Consider the following 24,238-nt stretch of genomic DNA (forward strand, 5'->3'; position numbering starts at 1 on the left):
AATGGTCGGATTTTGCGCCCGAAAAAACAATCGGGTTTGTGGCTTAATTTGGGCTTGACCTTCCAACGCTGGGAAACCGCACGGTCCCGAAAATCCGTTTGTATCCCTGTTCCGGAAGTCCGGAAGAAAGGGCAGAGGTAAAGGTTTTGGGTATGCGGAACAAAGTCGCAGTTGTTATCGTTGCCGCGGTTGTCGCGACAGCCGGTGTGGGCACGTTTGTCTATTTGCAGCAGCCGAAAGGCGGGGGAGGCGGTGCGCCTCCTGGTGGACAGATGATGCCGCAGGTTCCGGTGTTTGAGGTCATCGCCAGAGACGTCGCGCCGTCAGCGGACTTCACGGGTTATTTGACGGCACCGCAAACTGTGGAACTTCGCTCAAGAGTGAGCGGTGCGATCGACGCCGTGACGGTTCCGGAAGGCGGGCTGGTTAAGAAGGGCCAGGTCCTGTTCGTAATCGACCCACGACCGTACCAGGTTACCCTCGATGCAGCGCAGGCCCAGTTAAATCAGGCCGAGGTCGTCGCGGCCCAGGCCAAGGCGGAGTTCGACCGGTCCTCGCGGCTGGTGGCAACGGGCGCTGTCTCGCAAAAGATATTCGACGATGCGCAGGCCCAGTATCGTCAGCGACAGGCGCAGGTTCAGTCGGCAAAGGCGGCAGTCGACGCCGCCAAGCTCGACCTGTCTTTTACGCGAGTGACTGCGCCGATTTCCGGACGGGTCGATCGTGCGCTGGTGACGGCAGGCAATCTGGTTGCCGGCGGCGGTGCGGGCGCCCCGACCCTGCTGACCACCATTGTGTCGGTAGACCCGGTGCATGTGCTGTTCGACATGGATGAGGCCACCTACCTCGGCTTCGTGAAGGGCGCGGATGGCGGTGGTCGTCCAAGCGGGAACACACCCTTCCGCCTGTCGCTGCACGTCGGCGATGTAGGGCATACTCTGGTGATCGGCCCCACCGGCGCTGGCAAATCCGTCCTGCTTGCGCTCATCGCCCTGCAATTCCGCCGCTACGACCAAGCGCAGCTTTTCGCCTTCGACTTTGGTCGCTCAATGCGCGCCGCGGGATTGGCCATGGGCGGGGACTGGCATGACTTGGGCCGCGCGACAGAGGGCGAAATACGCCTCCAGCCACTGAGAGCGATCGACAAGCCCGCCGAGCGAACCTGGGCCGCGGATTGGTTGGGTAACATCCTCACTCGGGAGGGCGTCAGCATTACTCCGGACGTCAAGTCACACCTCTGGTCCGCGTTGAATTCTTTAGCAACGGCTCCCGAAGAGCAACGGACCCTGACCGGTCTATGCGCGCTACTACAATCTCTCCCGTTGAAGCAGGCACTTCGGCCCTATTGCATGGAGGGGCCACCCTACCTTATACAGGCCGGGAGTGTCCTGCCCGCCGCGCTTGTAACCGGCATTCGCTCAGACCTGCCAGGCCAGGTGGTCGCTCAGGTCACACAGGATGTCTACGACTCATTGGGCCGAGGCTTTCTGCTTATCCCGCGCGGTTCACGTCTCCTCGGTGAATACGACAACGCCATTGCCTTCGGACAAAGCCGAGTACTCCTGGCCTGGAAGCGCCTGATCCTGCCAAATGGCAAATCCTTAGTCCTGGAGCGCCTTTCAGCAGCAGATGCCCGCGGAAATAGCGGACTGCAAGATCGGACGGACTATCATTGGGATAGTATCGTCGGAGCCGCTGCGCTCTCGACGCTTCTCAGTATGGGCGCTGAAGCCGGGTCTTCAGACAATGACAGCGAGATCGTGCGTGCGCTCCGAGACGGCGCGGCCGACAGCGTGAGCCGGACGGGCCAAAGGATAGTCGAGCGCCAACTGAACATCGCCCCCACCCTCACCATCCGGCCAGGTCACCGCGTCCGCGTTATCATTTCCCGCGACCTGGTTCTGGAACCCTACGGAGATTGAAATGGCAAAGCTGAAACTCGGTCCCCTTCTTGATGAGAAGCCAATAAAGATTGCCATGGAGCTGCCAGCCACCGTGCACCGTGACCTCGTCGCCTATGCTGAAGCCCTTTCAGGCGGTCGCGCATAGGTTCGGAATAGCCGGTCAGCTCAATGCGATCGGCGGCCATGACTTTGACCCGACGCAATTGCAGACTTTCAGCCAGATCGAATGAGGTCTTGCCGTCGAGCAATGCCGCATAGACCTCCTCGCCGCTCATATCCGCGGCGATATTGGTCGCGGTGGCTGTCGCCGCCCACGCTGCCGAGACCCGACGTCCGATGATGCGCTCGCCATCATCAGTCTGAAGGCGATAAACCCGCGTAGATTCGTTGGGCAGACGCTTCCACACGGGGAGGAGGAGCCCGGAGACGATGTGCAAGGTTGCCTCCGAGTATTCAGGCACTGCGGCGACTTCATGCGACCAAGCTTCAGTGAACTCGCGCTCTGAGGCGACCCGCCAGTTACTATCTGCGAGTGCCTTCAGCGACGTTTGGATATGGTCCATAGGTCGCATTAGTCGGACACGACGTTCGATCTCTCCGTCATCGAGCATGATCGACGGGGCCGGCGTTTGAACGGCGGCACGTCCTGACTTATCGTTGATCAGAAGGGTCTCACCATTCCCGCGGAGCATAGCCAGGGCATCGGGAAGCTGAATGGGACGATTTCGTTTCTTTTCGGTCAGGGTCAGCAGGCGGGTCTCGGCACCCGTGGCGGGATGGACGTAGATCGTGCTGCGGTCGGCGATGACGAAGCTTTCGGCCGTCAGAGTCTCAAGTCCGGTATCGTACGTGCCCGACGCAATAGCCCCGGCGACTTTGGCCTCCAGCAACTGTTCGAAGGCCGCGAAAAGGATGCCCTGCAGGTCGATAGTCAAGGCCAGCAGCCGGTTGAGGAACGTGTTGATAGGGGGCAATTCATCTTTGATCCCGGTGCTATCCGTCAGCTTCAAACCGGTTTGATCTTCGAAGCGCTGTAGCGAACAGCGCTTCGCCTGTCGAAACGATCTGGATAACGCTCGAATGGCCAGCTTCGAGATCACAGTCGATCTTGCGGATCAGGGTCGGCGTCTTCATCGAGGTTAGCAGGTGCCCGAAGAAGCGCTGCTTGGCGGATTCGAACGCCGAGCGGGCCACCGCTCTTGACGTTCGGTGATTGCCGTCGCTGCGGGGCAGTCTTTCAGATCTTCCGACTGAGCGGGAAAAGATGCCTTGTGCACGCTTACCTCAAGTGCCGTGCCCCCATGGCGCAGATTGAAGGTGATCGAGATGAGTTGATGCAGCAGCGCGATGATAGCGGCCTGCGGGTTGTCTGCCAGGGCGTTGCGCAGAGCCAATGTCCTGTAGGCCGTCAATTCCTGCAGGAGGCGCTCGGGGATGGGCTTCAGACCCTCGTCCTCTTCATCCGATGGCAGTCCGACGGTCTGGCCGCCGACGGTGATCGACGTCGGCTGGGCTGGCGGCAGAGTTCCCTCCTGCGCCTCGTTGACCGATGTGGCATCGGGCAGCACGGAATGGGTGCCGCTCTGCGTTTCATCTGTGGCTTCGTCTTCCAGCCGCACGAAGCCCCTCTCGACGACCGGATGGCCATCAGTGTTGAGGTAGATGAATGCGCCAGCTATCGTCACTTCGGCCGGATCGAACGTTATTGGCCGGGTCTCATAGCTCAGAAGTATTGTCTCGATCTCACCCAGCCGTGCGTCGATCGCCTCGGGCAGTTCATCTGCGTCTTTGTATTCGGCTTCAATCCGGTCGTATTCCTCCGTCAGATCGCGGTAGCGCTGGTCGTCTTCCTCGCTCAATTCAGCTGCCGTACCCGCGAGTTTGCGAAGGCCATCCTGGACGCCGTAGGGCAGGGAAATGCCGGCCTCTATCCATTTCCAGCCCTCATTGGCTATTTCTTGTGCGAGAGACTTGAGCTTTTCGGAGGCCAGTCGGTCGAGAAGGGCGACGTCCTGGAACCAGCCTCCATTGTCGGCGTTGAACAGATCACGCAGGATGACGCCACCGGCTGCCTCATAGACCTCGGCGCCCACGAAGCGCGCCCGCTTGTCGGTGCCCTGCACAGTGCTTTCGGTCAGCATGCGACGGATCTGCCACGGTTCACTCTGCCAGGAATTGCCGACTGTCTGCCAGATCTGTTCCTGGCGACCGTGGTCGTTGGAGACAGAAAAAGCCATCAGTTGTTCGAGCGTCATGCCGTCTTCCGCGTAAATGTCGAGGAGAGAGGGCGCGACAGTGACGAGACGCAGGCGTTGCTTGACGACCTGAGGCGTGACGAAGAAGGCGGCCGCGATGGCGTCATCCGTCATGCCCTTTTCGCGCATCGTTCTGAAGGCGCGATACTGATCAAGGGGGTGAAGCGGAGCGCGCTCGATATTCTCGGCGAGTGACACTTCCTCGATCAGAACATCGCCGTTGGCGTCCGATACCACACACGGCACCGGCGCTGATTTGGCCAGTCTTTTCTGCTTCACCAGCAGCTCAAGGGCGCGGAAGCGCCGGCCACCGGCCGGCACTTCGAACATGCCGGTCTCAGCGCCGGCCGCATCCAAAACAGGACGAACGTGCAAGCTCTGGATCAGACCTCGGCGGGCAATCGACGCGGCCAGGTCTTCGATGGACAGGCCGGCTTTGACCCGTCGGACATTTGATTGGCTCAGAACCAGCTTGTTGAAGGGGATGTCGCGGGACGACGACAGGGTGATCTTCTGGACGGGCGCATTCATGGCTCGACTCCTCGACGGGCAGCCGGGAGACTCTCTCTCGACCTCCAACCCGTCGCGAAGCCGGATGGCTTCTCTCACTCTCGCCCCGGCGCCCGCCCATGCTCCAACCTAGCCGACCGTCACCGACGTCCCGCTTACCGGCGCTGGATCTGGGCTGAAGAGTTGCGCCCGGCTACTCAGCCATGCGTTCATGGAACTCCGCAGCGCATTGGTATCCTGCCGCGAAAGCCTCCGCGACCGTTGAAACACCTTGCGCGTCAGTGGCGATAAGGAAGCCTAGCCCGGCTGTTGTCAGTGTGGCGACGTCCCGATCATCATCGATGACGAAGCCTAACCGACGGCACTCCGCGTCGCCGAGTGCGCGATGCAGCTTCTCGATTTGGTGCAAATTTTGGAAATCCACTGCCTTCGCCATGCAGCCAGAATATCATAGGTTGGCGAAACCTGTGCGACGGTTGGCGGCACACCGATTCGGTGACGAGGGGGCATATGACGGACGACGACGTGGACGAGTTGGCGGCAAAGCGGGTGTGCTTCAAGTGCATCGGTGAAGACTACATCAGCGAGGAAATCAGGTCTTCCGGCGGGTGGCGCAAATGCTCGTTCTGCCAGAAAACTCGCCAGACGTTCGACCTAGGGGATCTGGCTGGGCGTGTGGCCATGGCCTTCGATCATCACTACCGTCGAACCAGTCCAGACCCTAACCATTATGAGCGCATGCTGGCCAGTGACAGGGAGGCGAGCTTCGACTTCGAACGGCATGGTGATCCGGTCGTCTTCGCTATTGGCGACCTTTTGATATCCGAGCCAGAGATAGCGGAAGACGTGCAGCGAATTCTCGCGGAAGACAATGCCGACATTGAAGCCTCGAAGAGGGGGGAGGAGACGCCGTTCGAGTCCTGCACATATTATGCGCGCAAGCGCGCAGATTCCTGGGAGTGGGACCAGGCCTGGGCTGTTTTCGTTGAAAGCCTGAAAACCGAGGCAAGGTTTTTCAACGGTGCCGCATCTCAGATTTTGGAGGATGTATTCTCGAACCTTGATGAGCTTCATGCAAATGAGGACGAAGCGATCCTTGTAGCTGCGGGGCCGGGGACCAAGGTGCCTCACCTCTTTCGGGCGCGGGCCTTTTTGAAGCCCGAAGCGATGTATGAAGCGTTGAAACGGCCGGACCTGTCAATCGGGCCGCCTCCGGCCTCGGTCGCATCGGCGGGGCGTATGAACCCATTTGGCATTTCCGTATTTTATGGGGCAACAGATTGGCCCGTAGCGCTTGCGGAGGTCCGACCGCCGGTGGGATGTCGTGTCGTTACCGCCAGGTTCGAGATAACGAGGCCCCTGACCCTTCTCGATTTGAGCGCATTTGAGCTGGTCGATCCGCCTGGTAGCTTTTTCGATCCGGCTTACTTGGGGCGTCTTGAGAAGGCCGCGTTCCTCAGAGAAATAGGCGCGAAGCTAACGGTGCCAGTGATGCCGGGCGATGAACCTTCGGACTATTTGCCGACTCAGGCCGTGGCAGAGTTCCTCGCCTCGCGGGCTGAGCCCTCAGTAGATGGGATAATCTTTCCCTCTGTGCAATCGGCGGAGGTTGGAGAGAACGTAGTCTTGTTCAGGAAGAGCTGCAGGGTCGCGCCAATGGACTTGCCTCCTGATACCGAAATCGAGACCTTCAGCAATAAGACGTGGGATGAAGAACCTGCAGCGCTTTTAGTGAGAGAATTCGCGCCCATACCGGATTCATTTCCCGGTGACGATGAACCGTCTCCTTACGCGATTTATCTGGCTGCAGGGCCGTATGAGGACGACGAGTCGTTTGACGGCCGGGAACCTGCATTGCGCGTTGTCCCTGATGAGGTGGATGTCCACAAGATCGAAGGCGTCAAAATTGGTTCGTCGGCAAACCGGGTCACGCGCTATCGCATGGAAGTAATGCCCGGCGTAAGTTGGCGAGGCTTCACCAAATAGCAGGGACGCCGCGACCTCGTGTCCCAGAGCGTAACCATCGCCCAGGTGAGGCCGCTGCGTCCCCGCCTCACTTACGCGGCCTGAATGTGGGATGGCCGTTCTTTGTAGAGAGGTCGGTAGAGGATGGCGAAGAAGGCCTCAGCGAGGTCAGGTGCAAGGTCCGGTTCAATATTTCTCACGGTGCCGGTGTAGCCTGAACCGCTGAAAGTGACCTTATCATTCGCGGAGCGCCCGGCGATCTCTCGAAAAGTTGCCAGCATAGAGCGCCTGATTTCGTCGCCAGCTGCGTCATAGAGGTAAGACTCCGTCTCCGGATCGAGAGAAAAATAGTCCCAGTGTATCAGGGCGTACTTACGCTTCTGCTCGATGTAGAAGAAGGGGATTTTGCGGGACTGGCATTGGCGATACCAGCGGTCGCCGAGATATCGATCTTTAGTTCTGAAACTGACGTGGGTGCGATCAGGCAGTTCAGGTGCCCTTATAATTGCCAGGAGATCAACAGCAGGTGGCAGCTCGTAGCCGAATGTCTCAAGGCGTTGGCGAAACGCATCTGCATCGAGGTTGATGAGCAGCGGCCAAAAGGTGGAAACGCGTTGATTGTCAGCAAGGAAGGCGGCATGGGTCCGATAGCCTGCGGACGTCGCAAGGGCCTCGCTGAAATGCGCCGATTTTACGCTGGGGAACAATTTGCGCAGCGCGGATTTGATGAAGCGGACGTTATCGTCCGTTGAAAGCACGTAGCTCATTTGATCGATATCCTGACATGGATTGCATTCGCCGATTACGTGCAATCCCCAGAGATCGAACGTTGAGTGCATTCTGTGAAGCCGCAGCTTGGACCCGGCGACAGGTCTGGTCAGCGATACCGGCGAACATCTCGAGACCGATTCGTGCGTCCGGGCAATGTGTCCGAGACGTAGGGTTGTGGAAAAGTAGTCTAAGCAGCGGGGCGGTCATATCCGGCGACGCGCGATTCTTGATTATTCGTAGACAAACGGGCATAAGCCACCTGCTGCAAAGACGGACCTAGGCAACAGCTCGCCAGGAAACTGGTTCACACCCAAGCGTGGAATATCCAAGAAGCGTCCGATTTTTCTAATCAGTACCCGGCTTCAGGGGCGCGCCTGCAGAAGTGCCGACACCCGCTCAAACTGTTGCATCCAAGCGGATAGGTTTGGGCGTCGCCAACTGACAAGGTTCAGGATTCGGTCTCTGTCATCTGGGAGGTTACGTGCGAATATCGGTTCGTGATGCGCCACTCGATTGCGGAAATGTCGGATGATTTCCAGATCGGAATGGACCTTGGCGCGGGCAGCTTTGATGGAGAGGCTCGTGTCGTATCCGGGAAAGATATTGGCGAAATGTGAGGTCCAGAGTCTGCCATCTAGCCCCTTGATGAATAGGTACTGCCAAAAAGCAAATTTGAGTTCGGCGACGACTTTTCCTGCAGTGGCGTGGGCGCTGGCGCAGTTCTGGAGGTCCTTCTGGGGTGAATACCGCCCCTTGGCTGGAGCCAAGACGTGCCCAAAGCCTCGATTCAGGTGCCAGTTCGGACCAAACTCAGCTTCGACAGCTTCAACCGCGGCATTTCTGACAGCGACTTCGCAATACTGAAGAATGCTATAGAATGCTGCCGAAACTTCGGTATTCCAGATGCAGAGTTCCGCTGCCCGGCTCCGGTCGCCCTGAGTTTCTCGCAAGTAGGTAGCGAAACGGGGAGGGGAATGGAGGGCTTCGAAGGCTGAAAGCTGCTGCGCCGTGAGGTTATGCGGCACGTGCTGAGCCCGAATTTTCTTGACTTTTTAGGCTCAGGGCGCTATTTCCCCTGCTGTACGGCTTTGGGGTACGCGGGCGAGAGCCTTCCCCCATCGTCAATAGATACAGATGAAAAGCTCGCCGAGAGGCGGGCTTTTTTATGGTCTGGACTGCGAAGCCTAGCCGAAAGCGACCGATCACTCTGCGGCCTCCGAAAGTGGCTTTGCTCGCTCTGGAAGCCATTTCCATCCCTCGTATTTGTCACCTTGTTGCCGAATGTGGGTGTAGCGCTTCAGGCTTTGCCATGACCTGTGTCCACTGACCGATGCCGCTCGCGGTATGCTGTACCCAATTTCCATCAGCCGGGAGATTCCGTCGTGACGAAGATCGTGGAAGTGCAGATCCTCGATCCCGAGGAACTGGCACGCCCTGGTAAAGGATGCGCTGATGGCGTCAGTTGTGAAGGGGAATATCCGATCGCTTGTCCGCGGCATCGCAAGAATGATCTGCAACGCTTCGGGGGTCAGGTCGCACCAGACATTGTTGCCGATTTTTTCGCCGGGGTTTTTCATATCCCGGACCAGCACTCGGCAGTGCTTCTCGTCTAAGTCACGCCAGAGGATGGTCACCATCTCCTCTTGTCGTCTCGTTGAGAAAATGGCGAACGGTACAATCAGCGTCATCGGCAGTTGCGAGGGGCGCCGGATCTGTCTGTCGGTATAGTGCGTTAAGATCGTGTCGAGTTCGTCGAGCGTGGGGCGCCGGTCCCTTTCCTTCGACTTTCCGGTCAGGCCAAGGCGCTTACAGACGACGAAGGCATCCTTCATTGCCTGCGGATCGAGTGGATAGCTCCACGCAGGTCTGGCGATGGCGAAGATAGCGCCTAGATGCGAGAGGTAGTTCGCCACAGTCTGGGGTGCTCTCGTGGCACTGAGCGTTTTCGCGAGACCCACTATATCCGCACTTCTGATCGAGGACGCCTTCTTGAAGGCGATATCATGGGTTTTAATGGCGTTCAGAACTTGAGCCTTCGTTCGGCCGATGGCTTTCAACGACTCATCGACATATCGCTGGATAATGTCTCCGAGCGGAGGGTCATCCGCGAAAGCGCGCTGTAAGCCGCCAGGTTGAGCCAGATCGCTTTCGCGCTTTTCAAGCCAGGCAGATGCGGCCTGCTTGCGATCGAAGGTCTGTACTTCCCGATGTACGATCTGGCCCCCACGTCTTATAAAGACTTGAGCCTGATAGCTTACCGAGCCGTCTTTCCTTTGTCTGGTATGGATCGTTCCCATGGTCTATTACCCCAGCACATCATGGAAAAAATAGCACATCAATGATGTGCTATCCACAGAAAAACGGGTCGAAATAAGGCGGCTTGAGTGTGAATGAGAATGGATGGTTCGCGTAGAAATGACTGATAAAAAAGAAAAAATGAGCGAAAATAAGTATCCAAAATTCTCCGTGGCACCCATGATGGACTGGACCGACCGTCACTGTCGCGCCTTTCACCGGACGCTGACGCGCGATGCGCTGCTCTATACGGAGATGGTCACTTCGCGCGCCGTCATCAACGGCGACCGCCAGAAGCTGCTGGGCTTTTCCGATGTCGAACATCCGGTGGCGCTGCAACTGGGCGGCTCGGAGCCGGACGAACTGGCGGCCTGCGCGAAAATCGCCGAAGAGTGGGGCTATGACGAGGTTAATCTCAACTGCGGCTGTCCGTCCGACCGCGTGCAGTCGGGCTCTTTCGGCGCGTGCCTGATGCGCGAGCCGCAATTGGTGGCCGACTGTATGCAGGCCATGGGTGAGGCGACGACGCGGCCGGTCACGGTCAAGTGCCGCATCGGCGTCGACGATCAGGACGAGGAAGCGGCGTTGTTCGCGCTGGTCGAGGCCTGCCGCAAAGCGGGTGTGACGACCTTTATCGTCCATGCGCGCAAGGCGTGGCTGAAAGGTCTGTCGCCCAAGGAAAACCGCGACATCCCGCCGCTGAACTATGAACTGGTCTATGCGCTGAAGCGCGCCTGTCCGGACTTGACCATCGCCATCAATGGCGGCATCGGCACGCTGGATGAGGCCGAGGCGCATCTGAAACACGTCGACGGCGTCATGCTGGGGCGCGCCGCCTATCACGAGCCGGCCCTCTTGGGACAGGTCGATCGGCGTTTTTTCGGTAGCGAGGCGGATGTGGGGCCATTCGAAGCGCTGGAAGCCTATCGCCCTTACATGCAGGCGCAGCTTGAGACCGGGGTGCATCTGCCGGCGATCACGCGGCACATGCTGGGTCTGATGCACGGTCTGCCGGGGGCGCGCGCCTTCCGCCGCATCCTGACGGTGGAGTCGATCCGGCCGGGTGCAGGTATCGAGGTGCTCGATCAGGCTATCGAAGCGGTGCAGGACGCGCTGGCGGCGTCACAGGCGCGACGCGACGCGTATGAAGCCAGCCTTGGTGAGGCGGCCAACCTCAGGGATGCAGGATAAGGCTGCCCTTGGTGGCTTCGAAGCGGCTCAGGCGGCCGAGGTAGCTCATGCCCAGCAGCGAGGTCGACAGGCCGTCGGGGATGACCAGAGCCTCGACGTCTTCCATCTGGCTTTGACCGATCTGCATGCGGTCGATGACGATGCGCGCGGCTTCGGTCTTGCCGCTGGCGGTGGTGACCGACTGATCGTAGACGAGGGCGTTCATGTCGACCCCCAGCCGGCGGGCGTCCTGCGGCGTCAGGGCGACTACCGAGGCCCCGGTATCGACCAGAAACTTCACCGTGGTGGTGTTGACGCGCGCCTCGGCCCAGAAATGGCCGTCGGCGGCCTTGGGGATGGCGGTGACGCCGCGGATAGTGCTGGGCGAGGCCGAAACGCTCTGCGACGCATCGAGATGCACGACCGTGGCGGTTTCTTCGCTGGCGGGGCGGAAGCCTTCGAAGCGCGCGACCAGCAGGCCGGAGGCCACGGCGCTGGTGATGGCGCATCCCAGGATAAAGGCTGACTTCAGCATGACGTCTTCAACACCCACCACATTTCGGGTCGCCGGAATTTTTTTCGGCCTTGTCGCTAGGTTACAGGGATAAGGTTTTTTTATCGTGAATCGGAAATATGAGACGTATTCGGATCATTTGAATTTTATTATCTGTGGCTTGATTTTAAAAATATACAATAATATCAATTATATAAAATTTAAATTGAGAATTTTTTAGTCTGATTACGGAATATATGTTGTCATTTTTTCGATTTGTGGCACATTGGCGTCTGACGCGACGACGGCTGAGAGAGGTGAGAGTCCCCTGAGAGTTTGCGACGCGTCTTCTTGTTCATCTTGTCATGAAAAAGGAGGCGCATTGTGATGAACGACAATGAAAAGAAACAACACGCTATGACTTCGTTCGCCCTGTTCGGCGGGCTGTTCCTGGGGCAAAAGCCGAAATCGGCGCCGGTGCAGAGCCGGCCGCAGGATTTCAGGCCCTTTGGCCGCAAATAAGAGCCTTCGAAGTCAGGCTCACCGGCGTGTGACGCAAACCAGGAAAAGCCCTCCGCGAGTGATCGCGGAGGGCTTCTTTTTTCGGAGCCGAGACGACTTAGTTCGAGGCGAGCTTCACGCCGGCCTTGGCTTCGGCGGCGGCCATGTTCGGCGACGCCTTGGTGATCTTCACCGACGGGCTGGAGCCGCCGGCGCCGAAGCGCGCGGTGCCTTCGACCCAGTACAGGCCGTCAGCGCCGAGGAAATTGTACTTGAATTCGATGGCGTAGGTGCCGGCGCGCACGTCGCAGGCATTGACGTTGACCATCTGCTTGCCGGTAACCGGGACGACCTTCGACACGGCGGCCTTGGCCAGACCGGCGAGGGTGGAACCCGCTTCGGCCTGCTGTGCGTCATCGCACTCGGCGGCTTGGGCGGCGCCGGTCAGGCCCAGAACGGCGACGGCGGCAATCATAAGGCTTTTCTTGATCATCTCTGTAGCTCCTTGATGTTCTTCAGGATGAGGACACACTACAGGAGAATAAATAATCTCAGGTTAAACAGGGGTTTAATGAAAATTCACGGAGGTTAATGCCGTTATTTCAATGGCTTGAAAAATAAGGAGTAAAAATTAACACCATAAAGAGGCCGCAAAAAATGTTGCGGAGCCGTAAGAAAAAGGCCGCCGAAAGACATTCCGTCGCTCAGGCGGCCTTTTTGCGTTTAGTTCGAAGCGAGCTTCACGCCGGCCTTGGCTTCGGCGGCGGCCAGGTTAGGGCTCAGACGCTTCAGCTTCAGTTCGGTGACGGCCGAGCCGTTATATTTGGCGACGCCTTCGACCCAGTACAGGCCACCGGCGCCGAGGAAGTTGTACTTGAATTCGGCGGTGGCTGACTTGCCGGCGGCTTCACAGGTGTTCAGGGTCACCATCTGCTTGCCTTCGACGGCGACGGCCTTGGCGACGGTCGAGGCGGCGGCCGAAGCGATGGCCTTGCCGGCGGCGGCTTCCTGGGCTTCATCACACTCGGCAAAGGCCGGAGCGGCAAAGGCGGTCAGGGCGAGAGCGGAGACAATAACGGCTTTCACGACAAAACTCTTTCTGAATAGACATCGGGCGTTCGGCCCGCGGGAGGAGGTCTGGAATGCGCTCTGTGACGCATGGTTTTGTCTATAAAAGGTCTTGTTTAATTACAGGTGAATCTATTGTGCGTTGCGGTGCATTTTTGAAAAGTAATTTTCAACAGTGAATGGTTAATGGCGATTAAGTGCGAAAAATATCACACGGCGTACGGTCTGGATCATTAGGTTTCTGGAGGAAACAAAGATGATCCAGATTGTATTTACGCCCTCGCCGGGCGGTGGCTACGCCCCCTTGGCCGCCGCCGCAATGGCGGCTTGAGCGGAATAATTCCATAGAGATCATTCCGCTCTAATGGGCCGCCGTCTTTGAAAAGAGGTTCATGACCAGAACGCCGGCGATGATCAGGCCCATCCCGATCAGGGCGGGCAGGTCGAGTTTCTGTCCCTGAAACACCCATGCGACCGTCGCGATAAGGACGATGCCGACGCCGGACCAGATGGCATAGGCGATGCCGGTGGGAATGCTGTTCAGCGTCAGCGACAGGAAGTAGAAGGCGACGCCATAGCCCGCAAAGGAGACGGTCGACCACATCGTGTCGCTGAAGCCCCGCGATTGCTTGAGCGCCGAGGTGGCGATGACTTCGGCGATGATGGCGATGCCCAGATAGACCCATTTCATGACCTGATCCTAACATGCGGACGCGGATCGGCGCACATGAAAAAACCCTCCGGAGGGGCTCCGGAGGGTTCGATCTTCAGCCTGTCGGCGCCGGTTTAGGCCGCCGTCAGTTCCGCCAGGAAGCGGCGGATATTCTCGCTCATGGCTTCCGTGCGCTGCGTCAGTTGACGCGCCGCGCCCAGCATCTCGGTCGAGGCCTTTTCCGTGTCGGCGGCAGAGGCCGACAGTTGCGAGACCGACGAAGAGGCGGTGGTGGTGCCGTCCGAGGCTTCGTTGACGTTGCGGGCGATTTCGTTGGTGGCGTCGCCCTGCTGGTGCACCGAGTCGGCGATCGACGAAGCGATCTCGTTCATGTGCTTGATGGTGGCGCCGATGCCGCGGATGGCCGAAACGCCGTTCTGGGCCGCCGTCTGGATGTCCTTGATGCGCTCGCGGATTTCGTCGGTGGCCTTGGCGGTTTGCTGGGCCAGCGACTTCACTTCCGAGGCCACGACGGCGAAGCCCTTACCGGCTTCACCGGCGCGCGCCGATTCAATGGTGGCGTTGAGCGCCAGCAGGTTGGTTTGCTGGGCGATGGCGTTGATGAGGTCGACCACTTCGCCGATCTGGTCGGCGGCGCGGCTCAGTTCGACCATCGAGTCGTTGGTCTTGTCGGCTTCCGACACCGCTTCGGCAGCGATTTCCACCGAGCGGACGGCCTGATCACCGATGACGCCGATCGAGGCCGACAGTTCGGTCGTGGCCGAAGCGACGTTCTGCACGTTGTCGGCCGAGTTGCGGATCGAGGACACGGCCTGTTGCGAGCGGCGCTCGTTTTCGCCGGCGATGGTCAGCAGGGTGCGGCCGTTGGCGTCGAGGTCCGAAGCGGCGGCCGACAGGGCGTCCAGCATGTCCTGGGCTTCGTGGCGGAAGCGTTCGGCCAGTTCCGACATCTGACGGGCGCGCTCTTCGCGGGTCTTCATCGTGGCGGCTTCGATTTCGGCGAGGCGCAGCTTTTCTTCGGCATTGGCCTTGAAGACGTTGAGGCTGTCGACGACCGACTTCAGTTCGTCGCCGCGCGCCAGCGACTGGATGTCGACGTTCAGATTGCCGCGGGCCAGTTCTTCGGTCGTCTTGGCGATGCGGTTGATACCGGTCACCGTGGCGCGCGAGAAGAAGAAGGCGATGCCGCAGGACAGGGCGGCCATGATGGCGGCGAAGCCGATCAGCATGGAGACGCCGGCGGTCTGGGCCGTCTTGGCGGCTTCACCGTCGGCCTTGGCCTGAGCGACCTGACCGGCGATGATCTTGTCCGAGATCTGCGACATCTTCTTGTAGCCTTCTTCGAACTGCGACATCAGCGGTCCGACCGAGGCGAAATCGACTTCCATTACCGAACCGGCGAATTCGACGGCTTCCTTGTAGGTCTTGACCTCCTTGCCGAGGTCTTCGAGGTCTTTTTTCTTGGTGGCGTCGGTGGTCTTCTCGCCCATCGCCTTGATATTGGTTTCGATCTTGCCGAGATCCTGAACCACGAGGGCGATTTGCGCCGCGCCGCCGGTGGCGCCGGAAGCCTGGGTGGTCATGGCCTGCCAGGTCTGACCGTTGGCTTCCTTGATGTCCGACTTGATGTCGCCCATGGCCTGAACGGCCGGGAGGCTCTGGGTATTGATGGCTTCGATAGCCTGGCCCTGAGTGTTCATCACCGTCACGGCCCCGAAGGCCAGCGCGACGATCAGCGCCGTGGCCACGGCGGCCGGCGTCATGAACTTAAGCGTAAACGACAGATTGGAGATGCTCAGCTTACTGCCGGCAGATTTCGACTTAATCATTGTGGCCCCTGACAATCTAATGTCCGCTCCGAGGCGACCGTGCGCGGCCGCTCAGAGAGATGGTGTTTCAGGGTCCTTGGCCGCGCGATCGCAAAATACGCACGACTCATCACGCCTCCGCAGACCCGGATCGCCATGCAGGTTGTCAGAACATAGTTGTTGAAACCCTAACATGTACGCTTTTTTTCACGCGGCTGTGAAAAAGGGGTAACCTTAATGAAAACAGCGCTTAAGCTTCAAACTTAAGCGCTGTGTCATTTTTTATCGTTCAGAAAATAGGCCGGATTACGGTTTGGCCGGTGCGGCGGGCTTCACCGCTTGCGCGATTGCCTGCGCTTCTTCGCCTCTGGCTTGTGCCGTCAGGGCAATGGCCTTCACGGCCCCGTCCTTGCCGCCGTCGCGCAGGTGGTTGAGGGCGTCCGAAGGCGCTTGCGGGGCGGTGGCCGGGCTGGTCATCGGGGCTTCGGCCGTCTCTTTTACCGGCTCGATGGCCGGAGCCGCCGAAGGGCGGACCTGATCGGCGGCGGCCAGCATCTGCGCGCCACGGCTGGCGAACTGATAAAAGGCGTGGTTGCCGATGGTGGCGGTGCGCTGCATACGCCCGGCCCAGTCGGGCGAGACGCTGAGCACATGAAAGTGCGTCGAAGCCCCGACGGGCTTCATCACATAGCCGTCCAAAGCGTCTTCGGCGACATTGCGGGCGCGCTTCCACGCCCAGCTTTCGACGCGGTTGGCCATAATGCCGTTGCAGGTGAAGCTGAACTGGCAGCCGGTGCGCTTGACCGCACCCTGATAGACCACATTGCAGATGGTTTTGGGGTAGGCGGGGTGACGCACACGGTTGAGGATGACCTGAGCCACGGCGCGCTGACCGGAATCGGTTTCGCCGCGCGCTTCGTAATAGACGGCCTGGGTCAGGCAGTCGAGGTCGGAGGCCGAACGGTTCTTGAGATCGAAGGGCGAGGCCGGGGTCGTGCGCGACGGTTCGCGCATCAGGCCCAGATCGAGGCTGGCCTTGAGCACCGGGGCGTTGGCGGCTTCGGCCTTGTGCGCGCGGGCGGGGCTGACCAGAGAGGCGAACAGGCTGGTGCGCTGACGATCCTGACGGATGCGCATGGCCGTAACGGGGGAGGTGTAGGATTCGTGGCGCATGACCAGCGCGATGGCGCGGCGGTCGAGATCGTCCTGCATGGCGGCGACGCCTTTTTCGCCGTTCATCTGGCGCAGACGGTCCGCGCCATAGGAGTGATCGTTGAGGCTCATCAGGCTTTCGGCCTGTTCGCGGATTTGCGCATCGCGCGTCAGCGTGCCGCCGAGCCAGGCCGCGCCGAAGGCGGCGCCCAGCATGAGGCCGGAACCGCCGGCGGCGGTCAGCAGGCGCATCTGACGGCGCGTAAGAGAAAGGTTCAGACCCAAAGGTGTCTTGTCCTCAGTAACGAGAGCGTACCGCGCTCCCCGACAGAGGGCAGCCCCGCCATGCGTCCTTCTGAACGCATCAGGCCATCTCGCATTCGGCGAAAGGGCCATTCCGGGGGCGCCGGAGCCGACGAAACGCACTCAGCGGTGCGTCATCGACGGCCCGTCTTATATCGATAAATGTGGCAAAAATGTGTTTTTAGGTCAATCGCGTAAAAGGAGCGTCAGTTCAGAGGGGGGGGTCATGAGAATTTTTCTCACTCTGCGCCCATTTTTTGTCAAGATGTGCGGGGCAACGACTTTTCATTTTATACAGTATTCGAGAGTTAAGCTTCGTGGATTTTTTCTTGCGATATTCATAATGGTTGCGCAGCGTTTCGGGGTAATTACAATTTAACGAAGTTTACTCATATGACGCTAAAGTGAAGCTGATCGGCGGGCAATGTATAGAACGTTGTTATCCTTAATTTGAGGTTTCAACGCACTGGAATCCCGAATGAATCCCGCAGGCGGGGCCGCCTCACGAAAACTTGAAGCCGTCCGCAGGGCGCATCGGGACCCGCAGGCGAAAAGCCGCCTGCCGCCTCTTTTCTTTTTTTTGAGGCACGCTATGTTGTGTTCATGAACTGTTCTCATCTTTCCCGCCTCATCTTCGCAGATGGCCGCCGCCTCGCGCCCGAAGTCGGTGCGCAGGACTTTCCGCCGGCCCTGTGGTCGCCTCATCGGCCCCAGCGCCCGGAGAAGTCCGACGGCGGCCGCCGCTTCGTGCTGCATTCGGCCTATGAGCCCGCGGGCGATCAGCCGGCGGCCATCGCCGAACTGGTTGCGGGCGCCGAGGCGCGCGAGCGCGATCAGGTGCTTCTGGGGGTGACCGGGTCGGGCAAGACCTTCACCATGGCCAAGGTCATCGAGGCGACCCAGCGTCCGGCGCTGATTCTGGCGCACAACAAGACGCTGGCGGCCCAGCTCTACAGCGAGTTCAAGGCCTTCTTCCCGGAAAACGCCGTCGAGTATTTCGTCTCCTACTACGACTATTATCAGCCCGAAGCCTATGTGCCGCGCACCGACACCTACATAGAGAAGGATTCGTCGATCAACGAGCAGATCGACCGCATGCGCCATGCGGCGACGCGCGCCATCCTTGAGCGCGACGACGTCATCGTCGTGGCCTCGGTGTCGTGCATCTACGGTATAGGCTCGGTCGAAACCTATACGGCCATGACCTTCGAACTGAAGGTGGGGCAGACGATCGATGAGGCGCAGTTGCGCGCCGATCTGGTGGCGCTGCAATATAAGCGCAATGACGCGGCGTTCGAGCGCGGCACCTTCCGCCGCCGCGGTGACGTCATCGAGATATTCCCGGCCCACTACGAAGACCGCGCCTGGCGGGTGTCGCTGTTCGGCGACGAGATCGAGGCCCTGACCGAATTCGATCCGCTGACCGGCAAAAAGACGGCGGACCTGAAAGACCTCAAGATCTACGCCGCCAGCCACTATGTCACACCGCGCCCGACCCTGCGGCAGGCCATCGACCGCATCAAGGCCGAACTCAAGCTGCGGCTCGATCAGCTTCATGCCGAGGGCAAGCTGCTGGAGGCCCAGCGGCTGGAGCAGCGCACCACCTTCGATATCGAAATGATGGAGGCGACGGGGGCCTGCGCCGGTATCGAAAACTATTCGCGCTATCTGACGGGCCGCGCGCCGGGTGAGCCGCCGCCCACCTTCTTCGAATACCTGCCGGAAAACGCGCTGCTGTTCGTCGACGAAAGCCACGTCACCGTCTCGCAGATCGGCGGCATGTATCGCGGCGACTTCGCGCGCAAGTCGGTGCTTTCGGAATACGGCTTCCGCCTGCCGTCGTGCATGGACAACCGTCCGCTGAAGTTCGAGGAATGGGAGGTCATGCGGCCGCAGACCGTCCACGTATCGGCGACGCCCGGCAAGTGGGAGATGGAGCAGACCGGCGGCGTGTTCACCGAGCAGGTTATCCGCCCGACCGGCCTGATCGATCCGCCGGTAGAAATCCGCCCGGTATCTAAGGACGGCGCCAATCAGGTCGACGACGTCATCGCTGAGGTGCGCGAAGTGGCTAAACAGGGCTATCGTTCTCTGGTCACCGTTCTGACCAAGAAGATGGCCGAAAATCTGACCGAATATATGCACGAGCAGGGCGTCCGCGTGCGTTACATGCACTCGGACATCGACACGCTGGAGCGCATCGAGATTATCCGCGACCTGCGGCTGGGGGCGTTCGACGTGCTGGTGGGGATCAACCTGCTGCGCGAAGGCCTCGACATCCCCGAATGTGGCTTTGTGGCCATACTCGACGCCGACAAGGAAGGCTTCCTGCGCTCGGAAACCTCGCTGATCCAGACCATCGGCCGCGCGGCGCGTAACGTCGATGGCCGCGTTATCCTCTATGCCGACAAGATGACCGGCTCGATGGAGCGCGCTCTGGCCGAAACCAGCCGTCGTCGCGACAAGCAGATGGCCTATAATGCCGAACACGGCATCACGCCGGAAAGCGTCAAGCGCGGCATTTCCGATATTCTCGACAGCCCGTATGAAAAGGCCGACCGGGTGCAGGTGCCGGTGGGCGTGGCGGCCAAGGACGCCAAACCCTTCCTTGGTTCCAATTTCCAGGCAACCTTGAAGGATCTGGAGACGCGTATGCGCGAAGCCGCCGGCAATCTGGAGTTCGAGGAAGCGGCGCGCCTGCGCGACGAGGTCAAGCGGCTTAAACTGCTCGATCTGGAGTTTGCCCGCGATATGATCGGCGGCGATGATAGTTAGGTCTTGTCCGAAAGCCGATCCTATCAAAGCCAGATGACTATGATAGGCGGCGGTGGGACGAATGACCCGCCGGCGGTATCATAGGCCTGTCGACGTCTCTATGGACAACTGAGACATGTGCGTCACGCCCCTGTTACGAAAATGTGCCAGTTTGAGACGAAACCCGCTGGATTTTCGCCGCGAAATGCCTCACTCTGTGGCCTATACTGTGCATAACCCTACGGTCAGTGGCCCTGCCGCGTTTCAAAACGGCTGTCGTCGGGACATTTTGGGGTGCACATATAAGAGGTTGGGGTGTGATATGCGTAGAACCAGGTTGAATGTGGTGCCGCCCTCGACAAAGAGCGTGCCGATGGAAGCCGAACTGATGGGCGGCGGCGGTGAGCCGACCGGCGAAATCATCAATGTCGTTCCGGTGAACCTTAATGCCGGGAACAGCCTGCAATCGCTGGTCGACGCCACGGTGTCGGCGCGTGAAAGCCGCACCCAGCGCGTGCGCCGCCTGCAGGAAGAGGCCAAGTCGCTGGCGCGCGAACAGATCGCCGAACTGGAAATCCTCATCGACGCCACCGCCAAGATGGCGCACGAAATTGCCGAAGGCGGCGAGGCCTATCCGGTCGGGGCGCGTGAATTGAGCCGTCGTCTGGCCGACGAACTGCCGCGGACGCTGCAAACCCTGCGCATCGTGACGAAAAAGAGCCTGTAGGCCTGTTTTTAAGACGCTTGCGGCGTTTCGGATGCATAATTCGACTCGCCTGTCTGGTGTTTTGCCCTTACATCTTGACGCTTCCGTAACGGGACAGGATGAACAGGCGATGCGCGCGGATTTGAAGGCAGGCTTGGCCGTATCGCTACTGGCGCCGCTTCTGCTGCTGGCGGCCTGCGGCAAAAAGGAAGAGCCGCCCGCACCCGCGCCCGAACCGGCCCCCGTCGCACCGCCGCCGCCGAAGCCGCAGGAGCCCCTGCCGTCGCGTCAGGCCGGACTGTGGGAAACGACGCTCAGCGAAGAGGGTTCCGAAAGTCAGGCCCAGACCATGCGCATCTGCATCGACGCCGCCACGGAAAAGGAACTGGGTATCACCGGCACCGATCTCAATGGCGACCGCTGCCACAATACGGCGGTCAGCCATCTGGACGACGGCTCGTGGGGGCTGCTGGCCGAATGCAATATGGGGTCGGGCGGCAAGATGGAGGTGTCGGGGAACATCACCGGCGACTATACGCGCGACTACACGATGACCTTGCGCACCCAGACGACCGGCGCGGCGCTGGCTCATATGAACCGCGTCGTCAACATGACCATCAGGTCGAAGCGCCTGAGCGCGTGCAAGGCCGATCAGAAGCCGGGCGACGTGACCTTGCCGGGGGATGTCAGCTTCAACCTGTTCGACATGGCCGGCCGCGAGCCGGGTCAAGAGCCCAGTAAGCCGAACCGTTAATCGGATCGCGCACCAGAACCCGAAAGCCGCTGCATCTTTTCTAAGGTGTGCTTAAATCAGCCAGCTTTTGGGGTTGGGGATGGGGCGTTTGTGGAAGACGTGATTGAAGCCTACCGTGCTGCGTCCGACGATCCACAGAAACAGGCCGAAGACCAGGATCAACACAAGGCCGCCCAGCACCATGCTCGACATGATCGGCGAGGTCAGCAGCACGACCAGCGGCACGAAAGCCCCGATGCCGACCCAGAAAGTCTTTTTCTGAAAGGCGTAGTGGGTCTTGAGCCAGTCCGGGGCCTCGTCCTGAAACAGATAGATCAGGGTGATGGCGATGACGCCCGAAATACCGCCGACAATCAGAAAGAACAGCAGCAGATAGTTGACGATCGGGATGATCGTCGTGTCGCTGAGTTTTGTGCGGGCGGCGGCGGGCGGGGTCATAAGCGGTCCAGATTAAAGTTCAGGCACCAGAACAAGCACGTCCGTCACGCCTATATCAAGCCCCATCTGCGACAAAAGCGTCGTAATCTGGCCGCGGTGGTGGGTCTGATGATTGAAAAGGTGGCTGAGCACCAGCCCCAGCGGCTTGGTATGGGCGTCGCCATTGACGCGGCGATAGCTGAACGGCGTGCCGAGGGCGGCCTCATCGAGGCTGTCGACATAGGTTAGCCACACGGCATCCAGTTGGCGCCGGGCGGTGGCGAAGGCGGTCAGGTCGTTGTAGAGGGTGTCGCTCAGGCCCTTGGGCACCGGAAAATCGCGCACGGCGGCCACGGCGGCCCCGGTCGGGTGCCCGTTCAGGCGGGTCATCCAGATGAGGTCGGCGACGATCAGGTGGTTGAGCGTGCCCCACACCGAGCCGAAGAAGGCCCCGTTATCGGCGTGGAAATCGGTGTCGGGGTGCGCGGCCATCAGGTCCAGCAGCTTGCCGTTCATCCACTGGTTATAGCGGGCCATCAGCTCCAGATGCGCCTTGTGGCTCATTTGGTCACGACCACGACGCAGCCGGAGCGGTCGGCATCGGCCAGGGCTTCGGGCTTGGAGATGCGGATGCGCACCTCCAGCGCCTGCGGCAGGGCCAGCACGGCCTCGGCGAGGTCCTCCGCAAAGGTTTCGACCAGCTTGATATGGCCGCGCGCAATCAGTTCGCGCGCCAGATTGCCGATCATCTCGTAGTTCAGCGTGTCCTTCAGCCCCTTGATCGCGTGCAGGCCGATGCGGATCTCGGCGTCGATGATCAGCGGCTGGGTGCGGCCGTGCTCGTAGTCGTAGATGCCGATGGCGGCCTCGACCTTCAGGCCTTCGACGAAGACGTGGCGTGTTTTCAGAGACATGCGCCGTCCTTTCGGGTCCAGGCTTCGGGCGGCAACAGATCGTTGAGGCTCATATCGGCACGATGGCACCAGTCGGCCAGACGCGGCGCGCCGATAAGGTCGTCCGGAGTGAGGATGACCGTATTGGTCGGTGTTTCCTCGATCTCGAAGCGTACGCATTCGAAATCCGGCACCTGCGCGGCGAGGATGGCGTTGAGTTTGTGATAGAGGGCCAATGCCACGGCCTCGGTCGTCGGGTCGCCCGGAATGATCAGCAGGCGCGGCAGCAGGTCCGGCTCGTGCGCGCGGAAGAAGCCGATGATCGGGTCGGCTTTGCCCAGTTGAAACGCATGGTCCAGCGAGTCATCGACGAAGCGGTGCCAGTCGCGTTTCAGGGCGTCGAAGCTCTGGGCGTAATTGGCCTGACCCCATTTCACCGTGTCGGCGGACCGGGCTTTCAGCGTCACGCGTACGAATTCGTTATGGCCGTGCGGCGTCGCGCACTTGGATGCGCGATCGGCCAGCAGCCGGTGGGCCATGGAAAAACGACGGGTGAACTGAATTTGCACGGATAGGGCCTTTTCTTGAGCGGCAGCTAAAAGCGCAAAAGCCCGCGCGAGTCAAATTACGACGCTGTAGAAGATAGATTTTGAACCACGGAAAGCACAGACATCACGGACTTCATTGCGTGGCGAGGTCGGCGCGCAGCACCTGAACCCAGTTTGCCGCATCGTCTATATAGCCCTTCGGGCACAGACGTCTGACGCGCTCAAAGTCCGTGCTTTCTGTGCTTTCCGTGGTTTAAAAAACCCTACCACGCGCCGATCTTGGCGTCCTGACGGTGGTGATCTTCCTCGGCCAGCAGGCGCACGGCTTCCAGCGCCGCCATGCAGCCCATGCCGGCGGCGGTGACGGCCTGACGGTAGACGTCGTCGGTGACGTCGCCAGCAGCAAAGACGCCCTTGATGGCGGTCTTGGGCGTGCCGGGTTCGACCTTGAGATAGCCGCCGGCATTGACTTCGAGCTGGCCCTGGAACAGTTGCGACGAGGGCGCGTGGCCGATGGCGATGAACACGCCGTCGAGCGGCAGTTCGTGCGTTTCACCGGTATTGACGTTTTTCACGCGCACGCCGGTGACGCTGGCGCCGCCGAACTCGTTGGTTTCCCCCAGAATTTCGTCGATGGCGGAATTCCACACCGGCTGGATCTTCGGTTCCGAATACATGCGTTCGGCCAGAATCTTCTCCGAACGCACAGAATCACGACGATGGATCAGATAGACCTTCGAGGCGAACTTGGTGAGGAACAGCGCCTCTTCGACCGCCGTATTGCCGCCGCCGACCACGGCTACGGTCTTGTTGCGATAGAAGAAGCCGTCGCAGGTGGCGCAGGCCGACACGCCGAAGCCCTGATAGGTCTTTTCGGAATCGAGGCCCAGCCACTTGGCCTGCGCGCCGGTGGAGATGATGACGGTTTCGGCCAGATAGACATTGCCGGCGTCGGTTTCGAGGCGGAACGGGCGCGCGCTGAGGTCGGCCTTGACCACGATGTCTGAGATGACCTCGGTGCCCATGTGCTCGGCCTGAGCCTTCATCTGATCCATCAGCCACGGGCCCTGAATGACCTCGGCAAAGCCCGGATAGTTCTCGACATCGGTGGTGATGGTGAGCTGACCGCCGGTCTGCGGCCCGGTGAAGACGACCGGATTGAGCAGGCCCCGCGCGGCGTAGATGGCCGCCGTCCAGCCGGCCGGGCCGGAACCGATAATGGCGCAACGGATATTACGGGGAGTGGTCATGATCTGTCTCTGCTTTACATCCTCCCCTGCAATAGCGGGGGAGGTGCC

The 24,238-nt window shown here is 60.0% G+C and carries 24 protein-coding genes and 3 pseudogenes; 10 read left to right on the forward strand and 17 right to left on the reverse strand.

Translation table 11 applies throughout. From position 1 onward, the window contains the following. Positions 1-275: 275 nt before the first annotated feature. From LH365_RS03245 to LH365_RS03255, 4 genes and pseudogenes are all read left to right on the forward strand, one after another. Positions 276-803: pseudogene (locus tag LH365_RS03245) on the forward strand (efflux RND transporter periplasmic adaptor subunit); the annotation flags it as partial. Positions 804-875: 72 nt separating this feature from the next. After that, a pseudogene (locus tag LH365_RS18575) lies at positions 876-1,361 on the forward strand (conjugal transfer protein TrbE); the annotation flags it as partial. Continuing rightward, on the forward strand, positions 1,350-1,922 hold the full coding sequence (locus LH365_RS18580; protein WP_255606729.1) for a TrbI/VirB10 family protein: 573 nt from the start codon (positions 1,350-1,352) through the stop codon (positions 1,920-1,922). The pseudogene LH365_RS18575 and the gene LH365_RS18580, both read left to right, overlap by 12 nt. A gap of 1 nt (position 1,923) precedes the next feature. Then, positions 1,924-2,049 carry a DUF2274 domain-containing protein gene (locus LH365_RS03255; RefSeq protein WP_370639743.1) on the forward strand — a complete coding sequence of 42 codons (126 nt, stop codon included), beginning with the start codon at positions 1,924-1,926 and terminating at the stop codon, positions 2,047-2,049. 742 nt (positions 2,050-2,791) lie between these two features. Here the strand turns inward: LH365_RS03255 and LH365_RS03260 are convergent. The 3 genes and pseudogenes from LH365_RS03260 to LH365_RS03270 form a co-directional block, all read right to left on the reverse strand. Further along, a pseudogene (locus LH365_RS03260) lies at positions 2,792-3,004 on the reverse strand (strawberry notch C-terminal domain-containing protein); the annotation flags it as partial. A 39-nt stretch (positions 3,005-3,043) separates the two neighbouring features. Further along, entirely contained in the window at positions 3,044-4,690 is a 1,647-nt protein-coding gene (locus tag LH365_RS03265; RefSeq protein ID WP_226744776.1) for a ParB/RepB/Spo0J family partition protein, read from the reverse strand. A gap of 172 nt (positions 4,691-4,862) precedes the next feature. Further along, positions 4,863-5,105 (reverse strand): hypothetical protein, encoded by a 243-nt coding sequence (locus LH365_RS03270; protein WP_226744777.1) that lies wholly within the window; start codon positions 5,103-5,105, stop codon positions 4,863-4,865. A gap of 74 nt (positions 5,106-5,179) precedes the next feature. Between LH365_RS03270 and LH365_RS03275 the strand changes: the two genes are divergently transcribed. Further along, entirely contained in the window at positions 5,180-6,655 is a 1,476-nt protein-coding gene (locus LH365_RS03275) for an RES family NAD+ phosphorylase (RefSeq protein WP_226744778.1), read from the forward strand. 71 nt (positions 6,656-6,726) lie between these two features. Here the strand turns inward: LH365_RS03275 and LH365_RS03280 are convergent, their stop codons facing one another. The 3 genes from LH365_RS03280 to LH365_RS03290 form a co-directional block, all read right to left on the reverse strand. Next, positions 6,727-7,401 (reverse strand): hypothetical protein, encoded by a 675-nt coding sequence (locus LH365_RS03280; RefSeq protein WP_226744779.1) that lies wholly within the window; start codon positions 7,399-7,401, stop codon positions 6,727-6,729. A 366-nt stretch (positions 7,402-7,767) separates the two neighbouring features. Then, complete coding sequence (locus tag LH365_RS03285; RefSeq protein ID WP_226744780.1) at positions 7,768-8,430, reverse strand: Abi family protein; 663 nt, start codon at positions 8,428-8,430, stop codon at positions 7,768-7,770. 177 nt (positions 8,431-8,607) lie between these two features. Beyond that, entirely contained in the window at positions 8,608-9,702 is a 1,095-nt protein-coding gene (locus tag LH365_RS03290) for a site-specific integrase (protein ID WP_226744781.1), read from the reverse strand. 139 nt (positions 9,703-9,841) lie between these two features. Between LH365_RS03290 and dusA the strand changes: the two genes are divergently transcribed. Continuing rightward, positions 9,842-10,891: a tRNA dihydrouridine(20/20a) synthase DusA gene (gene dusA / locus LH365_RS03295; protein ID WP_226744782.1), complete on the forward strand. Its 1,050-nt coding sequence runs from the start codon at positions 9,842-9,844 to the stop codon at positions 10,889-10,891. Here the strand turns inward: dusA and LH365_RS03300 are convergent. Next, positions 10,875-11,405, reverse strand: a complete 531-nt coding sequence (locus LH365_RS03300) for a TIGR02281 family clan AA aspartic protease (protein ID WP_226744783.1) — start codon at positions 11,403-11,405, stop codon at positions 10,875-10,877. The two genes, dusA and LH365_RS03300, sit on opposite strands and share 17 nt — an antisense overlap. 345 nt (positions 11,406-11,750) lie before the next feature. Here LH365_RS03300 and LH365_RS18585 point away from each other — a divergent pair, with 345 nt between their 5' ends. Further along, positions 11,751-11,885: a hypothetical protein gene (locus LH365_RS18585; protein WP_255606688.1), complete on the forward strand. Its 135-nt coding sequence runs from the start codon at positions 11,751-11,753 to the stop codon at positions 11,883-11,885. 97 nt (positions 11,886-11,982) lie between these two features. Here LH365_RS18585 and LH365_RS03305 read toward each other — a convergent pair whose 3' ends face one another. The 5 genes from LH365_RS03305 to LH365_RS03325 form a co-directional block, all read right to left on the reverse strand. Beyond that, positions 11,983-12,357: a hypothetical protein gene (locus tag LH365_RS03305; RefSeq protein ID WP_226744784.1), complete on the reverse strand. Its 375-nt coding sequence runs from the start codon at positions 12,355-12,357 to the stop codon at positions 11,983-11,985. Between the two features lie 230 nt (positions 12,358-12,587). Beyond that, the gene (locus LH365_RS03310) at positions 12,588-12,950 is read right to left on the reverse strand and encodes a hypothetical protein (protein WP_226744785.1); all 363 of its coding nucleotides are present in this window, start codon (positions 12,948-12,950) and stop codon (positions 12,588-12,590) included. A 343-nt stretch (positions 12,951-13,293) separates the two neighbouring features. After that, the gene (locus tag LH365_RS03315) at positions 13,294-13,623 is read right to left on the reverse strand and encodes an SMR family transporter (protein ID WP_226744786.1); all 330 of its coding nucleotides are present in this window, start codon (positions 13,621-13,623) and stop codon (positions 13,294-13,296) included. A gap of 95 nt (positions 13,624-13,718) precedes the next feature. Further along, the gene (locus LH365_RS03320) at positions 13,719-15,434 is read right to left on the reverse strand and encodes a methyl-accepting chemotaxis protein (RefSeq protein WP_226744787.1); all 1,716 of its coding nucleotides are present in this window, start codon (positions 15,432-15,434) and stop codon (positions 13,719-13,721) included. Positions 15,435-15,719: 285 nt separating this feature from the next. Continuing rightward, positions 15,720-16,850 carry a cell wall hydrolase gene (locus LH365_RS03325; protein WP_226744788.1) on the reverse strand — a complete coding sequence of 377 codons (1,131 nt, stop codon included), beginning with the start codon at positions 16,848-16,850 and terminating at the stop codon, positions 15,720-15,722. Between the two features lie 621 nt (positions 16,851-17,471). On the opposite strand from LH365_RS03325, the gene uvrB reads away from it, so the two are divergent. The 3 genes from uvrB to LH365_RS03340 all read left to right on the forward strand — a co-directional run bounded on the left by uvrB (position 17,472) and on the right by LH365_RS03340 (position 21,082). Then, positions 17,472-19,643, forward strand: coding sequence for an excinuclease ABC subunit UvrB (gene uvrB / locus LH365_RS03330; protein ID WP_226744789.1), 2,172 nt, complete (start codon positions 17,472-17,474; stop codon positions 19,641-19,643). Between the two features lie 301 nt (positions 19,644-19,944). Next, positions 19,945-20,349 (forward strand): hypothetical protein, encoded by a 405-nt coding sequence (locus tag LH365_RS03335; protein ID WP_226744790.1) that lies wholly within the window; start codon positions 19,945-19,947, stop codon positions 20,347-20,349. 133 nt (positions 20,350-20,482) lie between these two features. Continuing rightward, the gene (locus LH365_RS03340; protein ID WP_226744791.1) at positions 20,483-21,082 is read left to right on the forward strand and encodes a DUF3617 family protein; all 600 of its coding nucleotides are present in this window, start codon (positions 20,483-20,485) and stop codon (positions 21,080-21,082) included. A gap of 51 nt (positions 21,083-21,133) precedes the next feature. Here LH365_RS03340 and LH365_RS03345 read toward each other — a convergent pair whose 3' ends face one another. The 5 genes from LH365_RS03345 to trxB form a co-directional block, all read right to left on the reverse strand. Further along, positions 21,134-21,520 carry a hypothetical protein gene (locus LH365_RS03345; RefSeq protein WP_226744792.1) on the reverse strand — a complete coding sequence of 129 codons (387 nt, stop codon included), beginning with the start codon at positions 21,518-21,520 and terminating at the stop codon, positions 21,134-21,136. Between the two features lie 12 nt (positions 21,521-21,532). After that, positions 21,533-22,063: a DinB family protein gene (locus tag LH365_RS03350; RefSeq protein WP_226744793.1), complete on the reverse strand. Its 531-nt coding sequence runs from the start codon at positions 22,061-22,063 to the stop codon at positions 21,533-21,535. Beyond that, complete coding sequence (folB, locus tag LH365_RS03355) at positions 22,060-22,413, reverse strand: dihydroneopterin aldolase (protein WP_226744794.1); 354 nt, start codon at positions 22,411-22,413, stop codon at positions 22,060-22,062. Before folB ends, LH365_RS03350 begins: the two co-directional genes overlap by 4 nt. Next, entirely contained in the window at positions 22,404-22,961 is a 558-nt protein-coding gene (locus LH365_RS03360; protein ID WP_226744795.1) for a 6-carboxytetrahydropterin synthase, read from the reverse strand. Before LH365_RS03360 ends, folB begins: the two co-directional genes overlap by 10 nt. 242 nt (positions 22,962-23,203) lie before the next feature. Then, the gene (gene trxB / locus LH365_RS03365) at positions 23,204-24,190 is read right to left on the reverse strand and encodes a thioredoxin-disulfide reductase (protein ID WP_226744796.1); all 987 of its coding nucleotides are present in this window, start codon (positions 24,188-24,190) and stop codon (positions 23,204-23,206) included. Between the last annotated feature and the right edge of the window lie 48 nt (positions 24,191-24,238).

It is taken from the genome of Asticcacaulis sp. AND118, from assembly GCF_020535245.1.
In the GTDB taxonomy this organism is placed as follows: Bacteria; Pseudomonadota; Alphaproteobacteria; order Caulobacterales; family Caulobacteraceae; genus Asticcacaulis.

Bases quoted from the DNA above. Each gene is read 5' to 3' on its own strand.
- LH365_RS03255 (WP_370639743.1), top strand. From the start codon at position 1,924: ATGGCAAAGCTGAAACTCGGTCCCCTTCTTGATGAGAAGCCAATAAAG.
- LH365_RS03305 (WP_226744784.1), bottom strand. From the start codon at position 12,357: ATGATCAAGAAAAGCCTTATGATTGCCGCCGTCGCCGTTCTGGGCCTG.
- LH365_RS03280 (WP_226744779.1), bottom strand. From the start codon at position 7,401: ATGAGCTACGTGCTTTCAACGGACGATAACGTCCGCTTCATCAAATCC.
- LH365_RS03270 (WP_226744777.1), bottom strand. From the start codon at position 5,105: ATGGCGAAGGCAGTGGATTTCCAAAATTTGCACCAAATCGAGAAGCTG.
- trxB (WP_226744796.1), bottom strand. From the start codon at position 24,190: ATGACCACTCCCCGTAATATCCGTTGCGCCATTATCGGTTCCGGCCCG.
- LH365_RS03265 (WP_226744776.1), bottom strand. From the start codon at position 4,690: ATGAATGCGCCCGTCCAGAAGATCACCCTGTCGTCGTCCCGCGACATC.
- uvrB (WP_226744789.1), top strand. From the start codon at position 17,472: ATGAACTGTTCTCATCTTTCCCGCCTCATCTTCGCAGATGGCCGCCGC.
- LH365_RS03315 (WP_226744786.1), bottom strand. From the start codon at position 13,623: ATGAAATGGGTCTATCTGGGCATCGCCATCATCGCCGAAGTCATCGCC.
- LH365_RS18585 (WP_255606688.1), top strand. From the start codon at position 11,751: ATGAACGACAATGAAAAGAAACAACACGCTATGACTTCGTTCGCCCTG.
- LH365_RS03335 (WP_226744790.1), top strand. From the start codon at position 19,945: ATGCGTAGAACCAGGTTGAATGTGGTGCCGCCCTCGACAAAGAGCGTG.
- LH365_RS03300 (WP_226744783.1), bottom strand. From the start codon at position 11,405: ATGCTGAAGTCAGCCTTTATCCTGGGATGCGCCATCACCAGCGCCGTG.
- LH365_RS03350 (WP_226744793.1), bottom strand. From the start codon at position 22,063: ATGAGCCACAAGGCGCATCTGGAGCTGATGGCCCGCTATAACCAGTGG.
- LH365_RS03275 (WP_226744778.1), top strand. From the start codon at position 5,180: ATGACGGACGACGACGTGGACGAGTTGGCGGCAAAGCGGGTGTGCTTC.
- LH365_RS03345 (WP_226744792.1), bottom strand. From the start codon at position 21,520: ATGACCCCGCCCGCCGCCGCCCGCACAAAACTCAGCGACACGACGATC.
- LH365_RS03320 (WP_226744787.1), bottom strand. From the start codon at position 15,434: ATGATTAAGTCGAAATCTGCCGGCAGTAAGCTGAGCATCTCCAATCTG.
- folB (WP_226744794.1), bottom strand. From the start codon at position 22,413: ATGTCTCTGAAAACACGCCACGTCTTCGTCGAAGGCCTGAAGGTCGAG.
- LH365_RS03290 (WP_226744781.1), bottom strand. From the start codon at position 9,702: ATGGGAACGATCCATACCAGACAAAGGAAAGACGGCTCGGTAAGCTAT.
- dusA (WP_226744782.1), top strand. From the start codon at position 9,842: ATGAGCGAAAATAAGTATCCAAAATTCTCCGTGGCACCCATGATGGAC.
- LH365_RS18580 (WP_255606729.1), top strand. From the start codon at position 1,350: ATGGAGGGGCCACCCTACCTTATACAGGCCGGGAGTGTCCTGCCCGCC.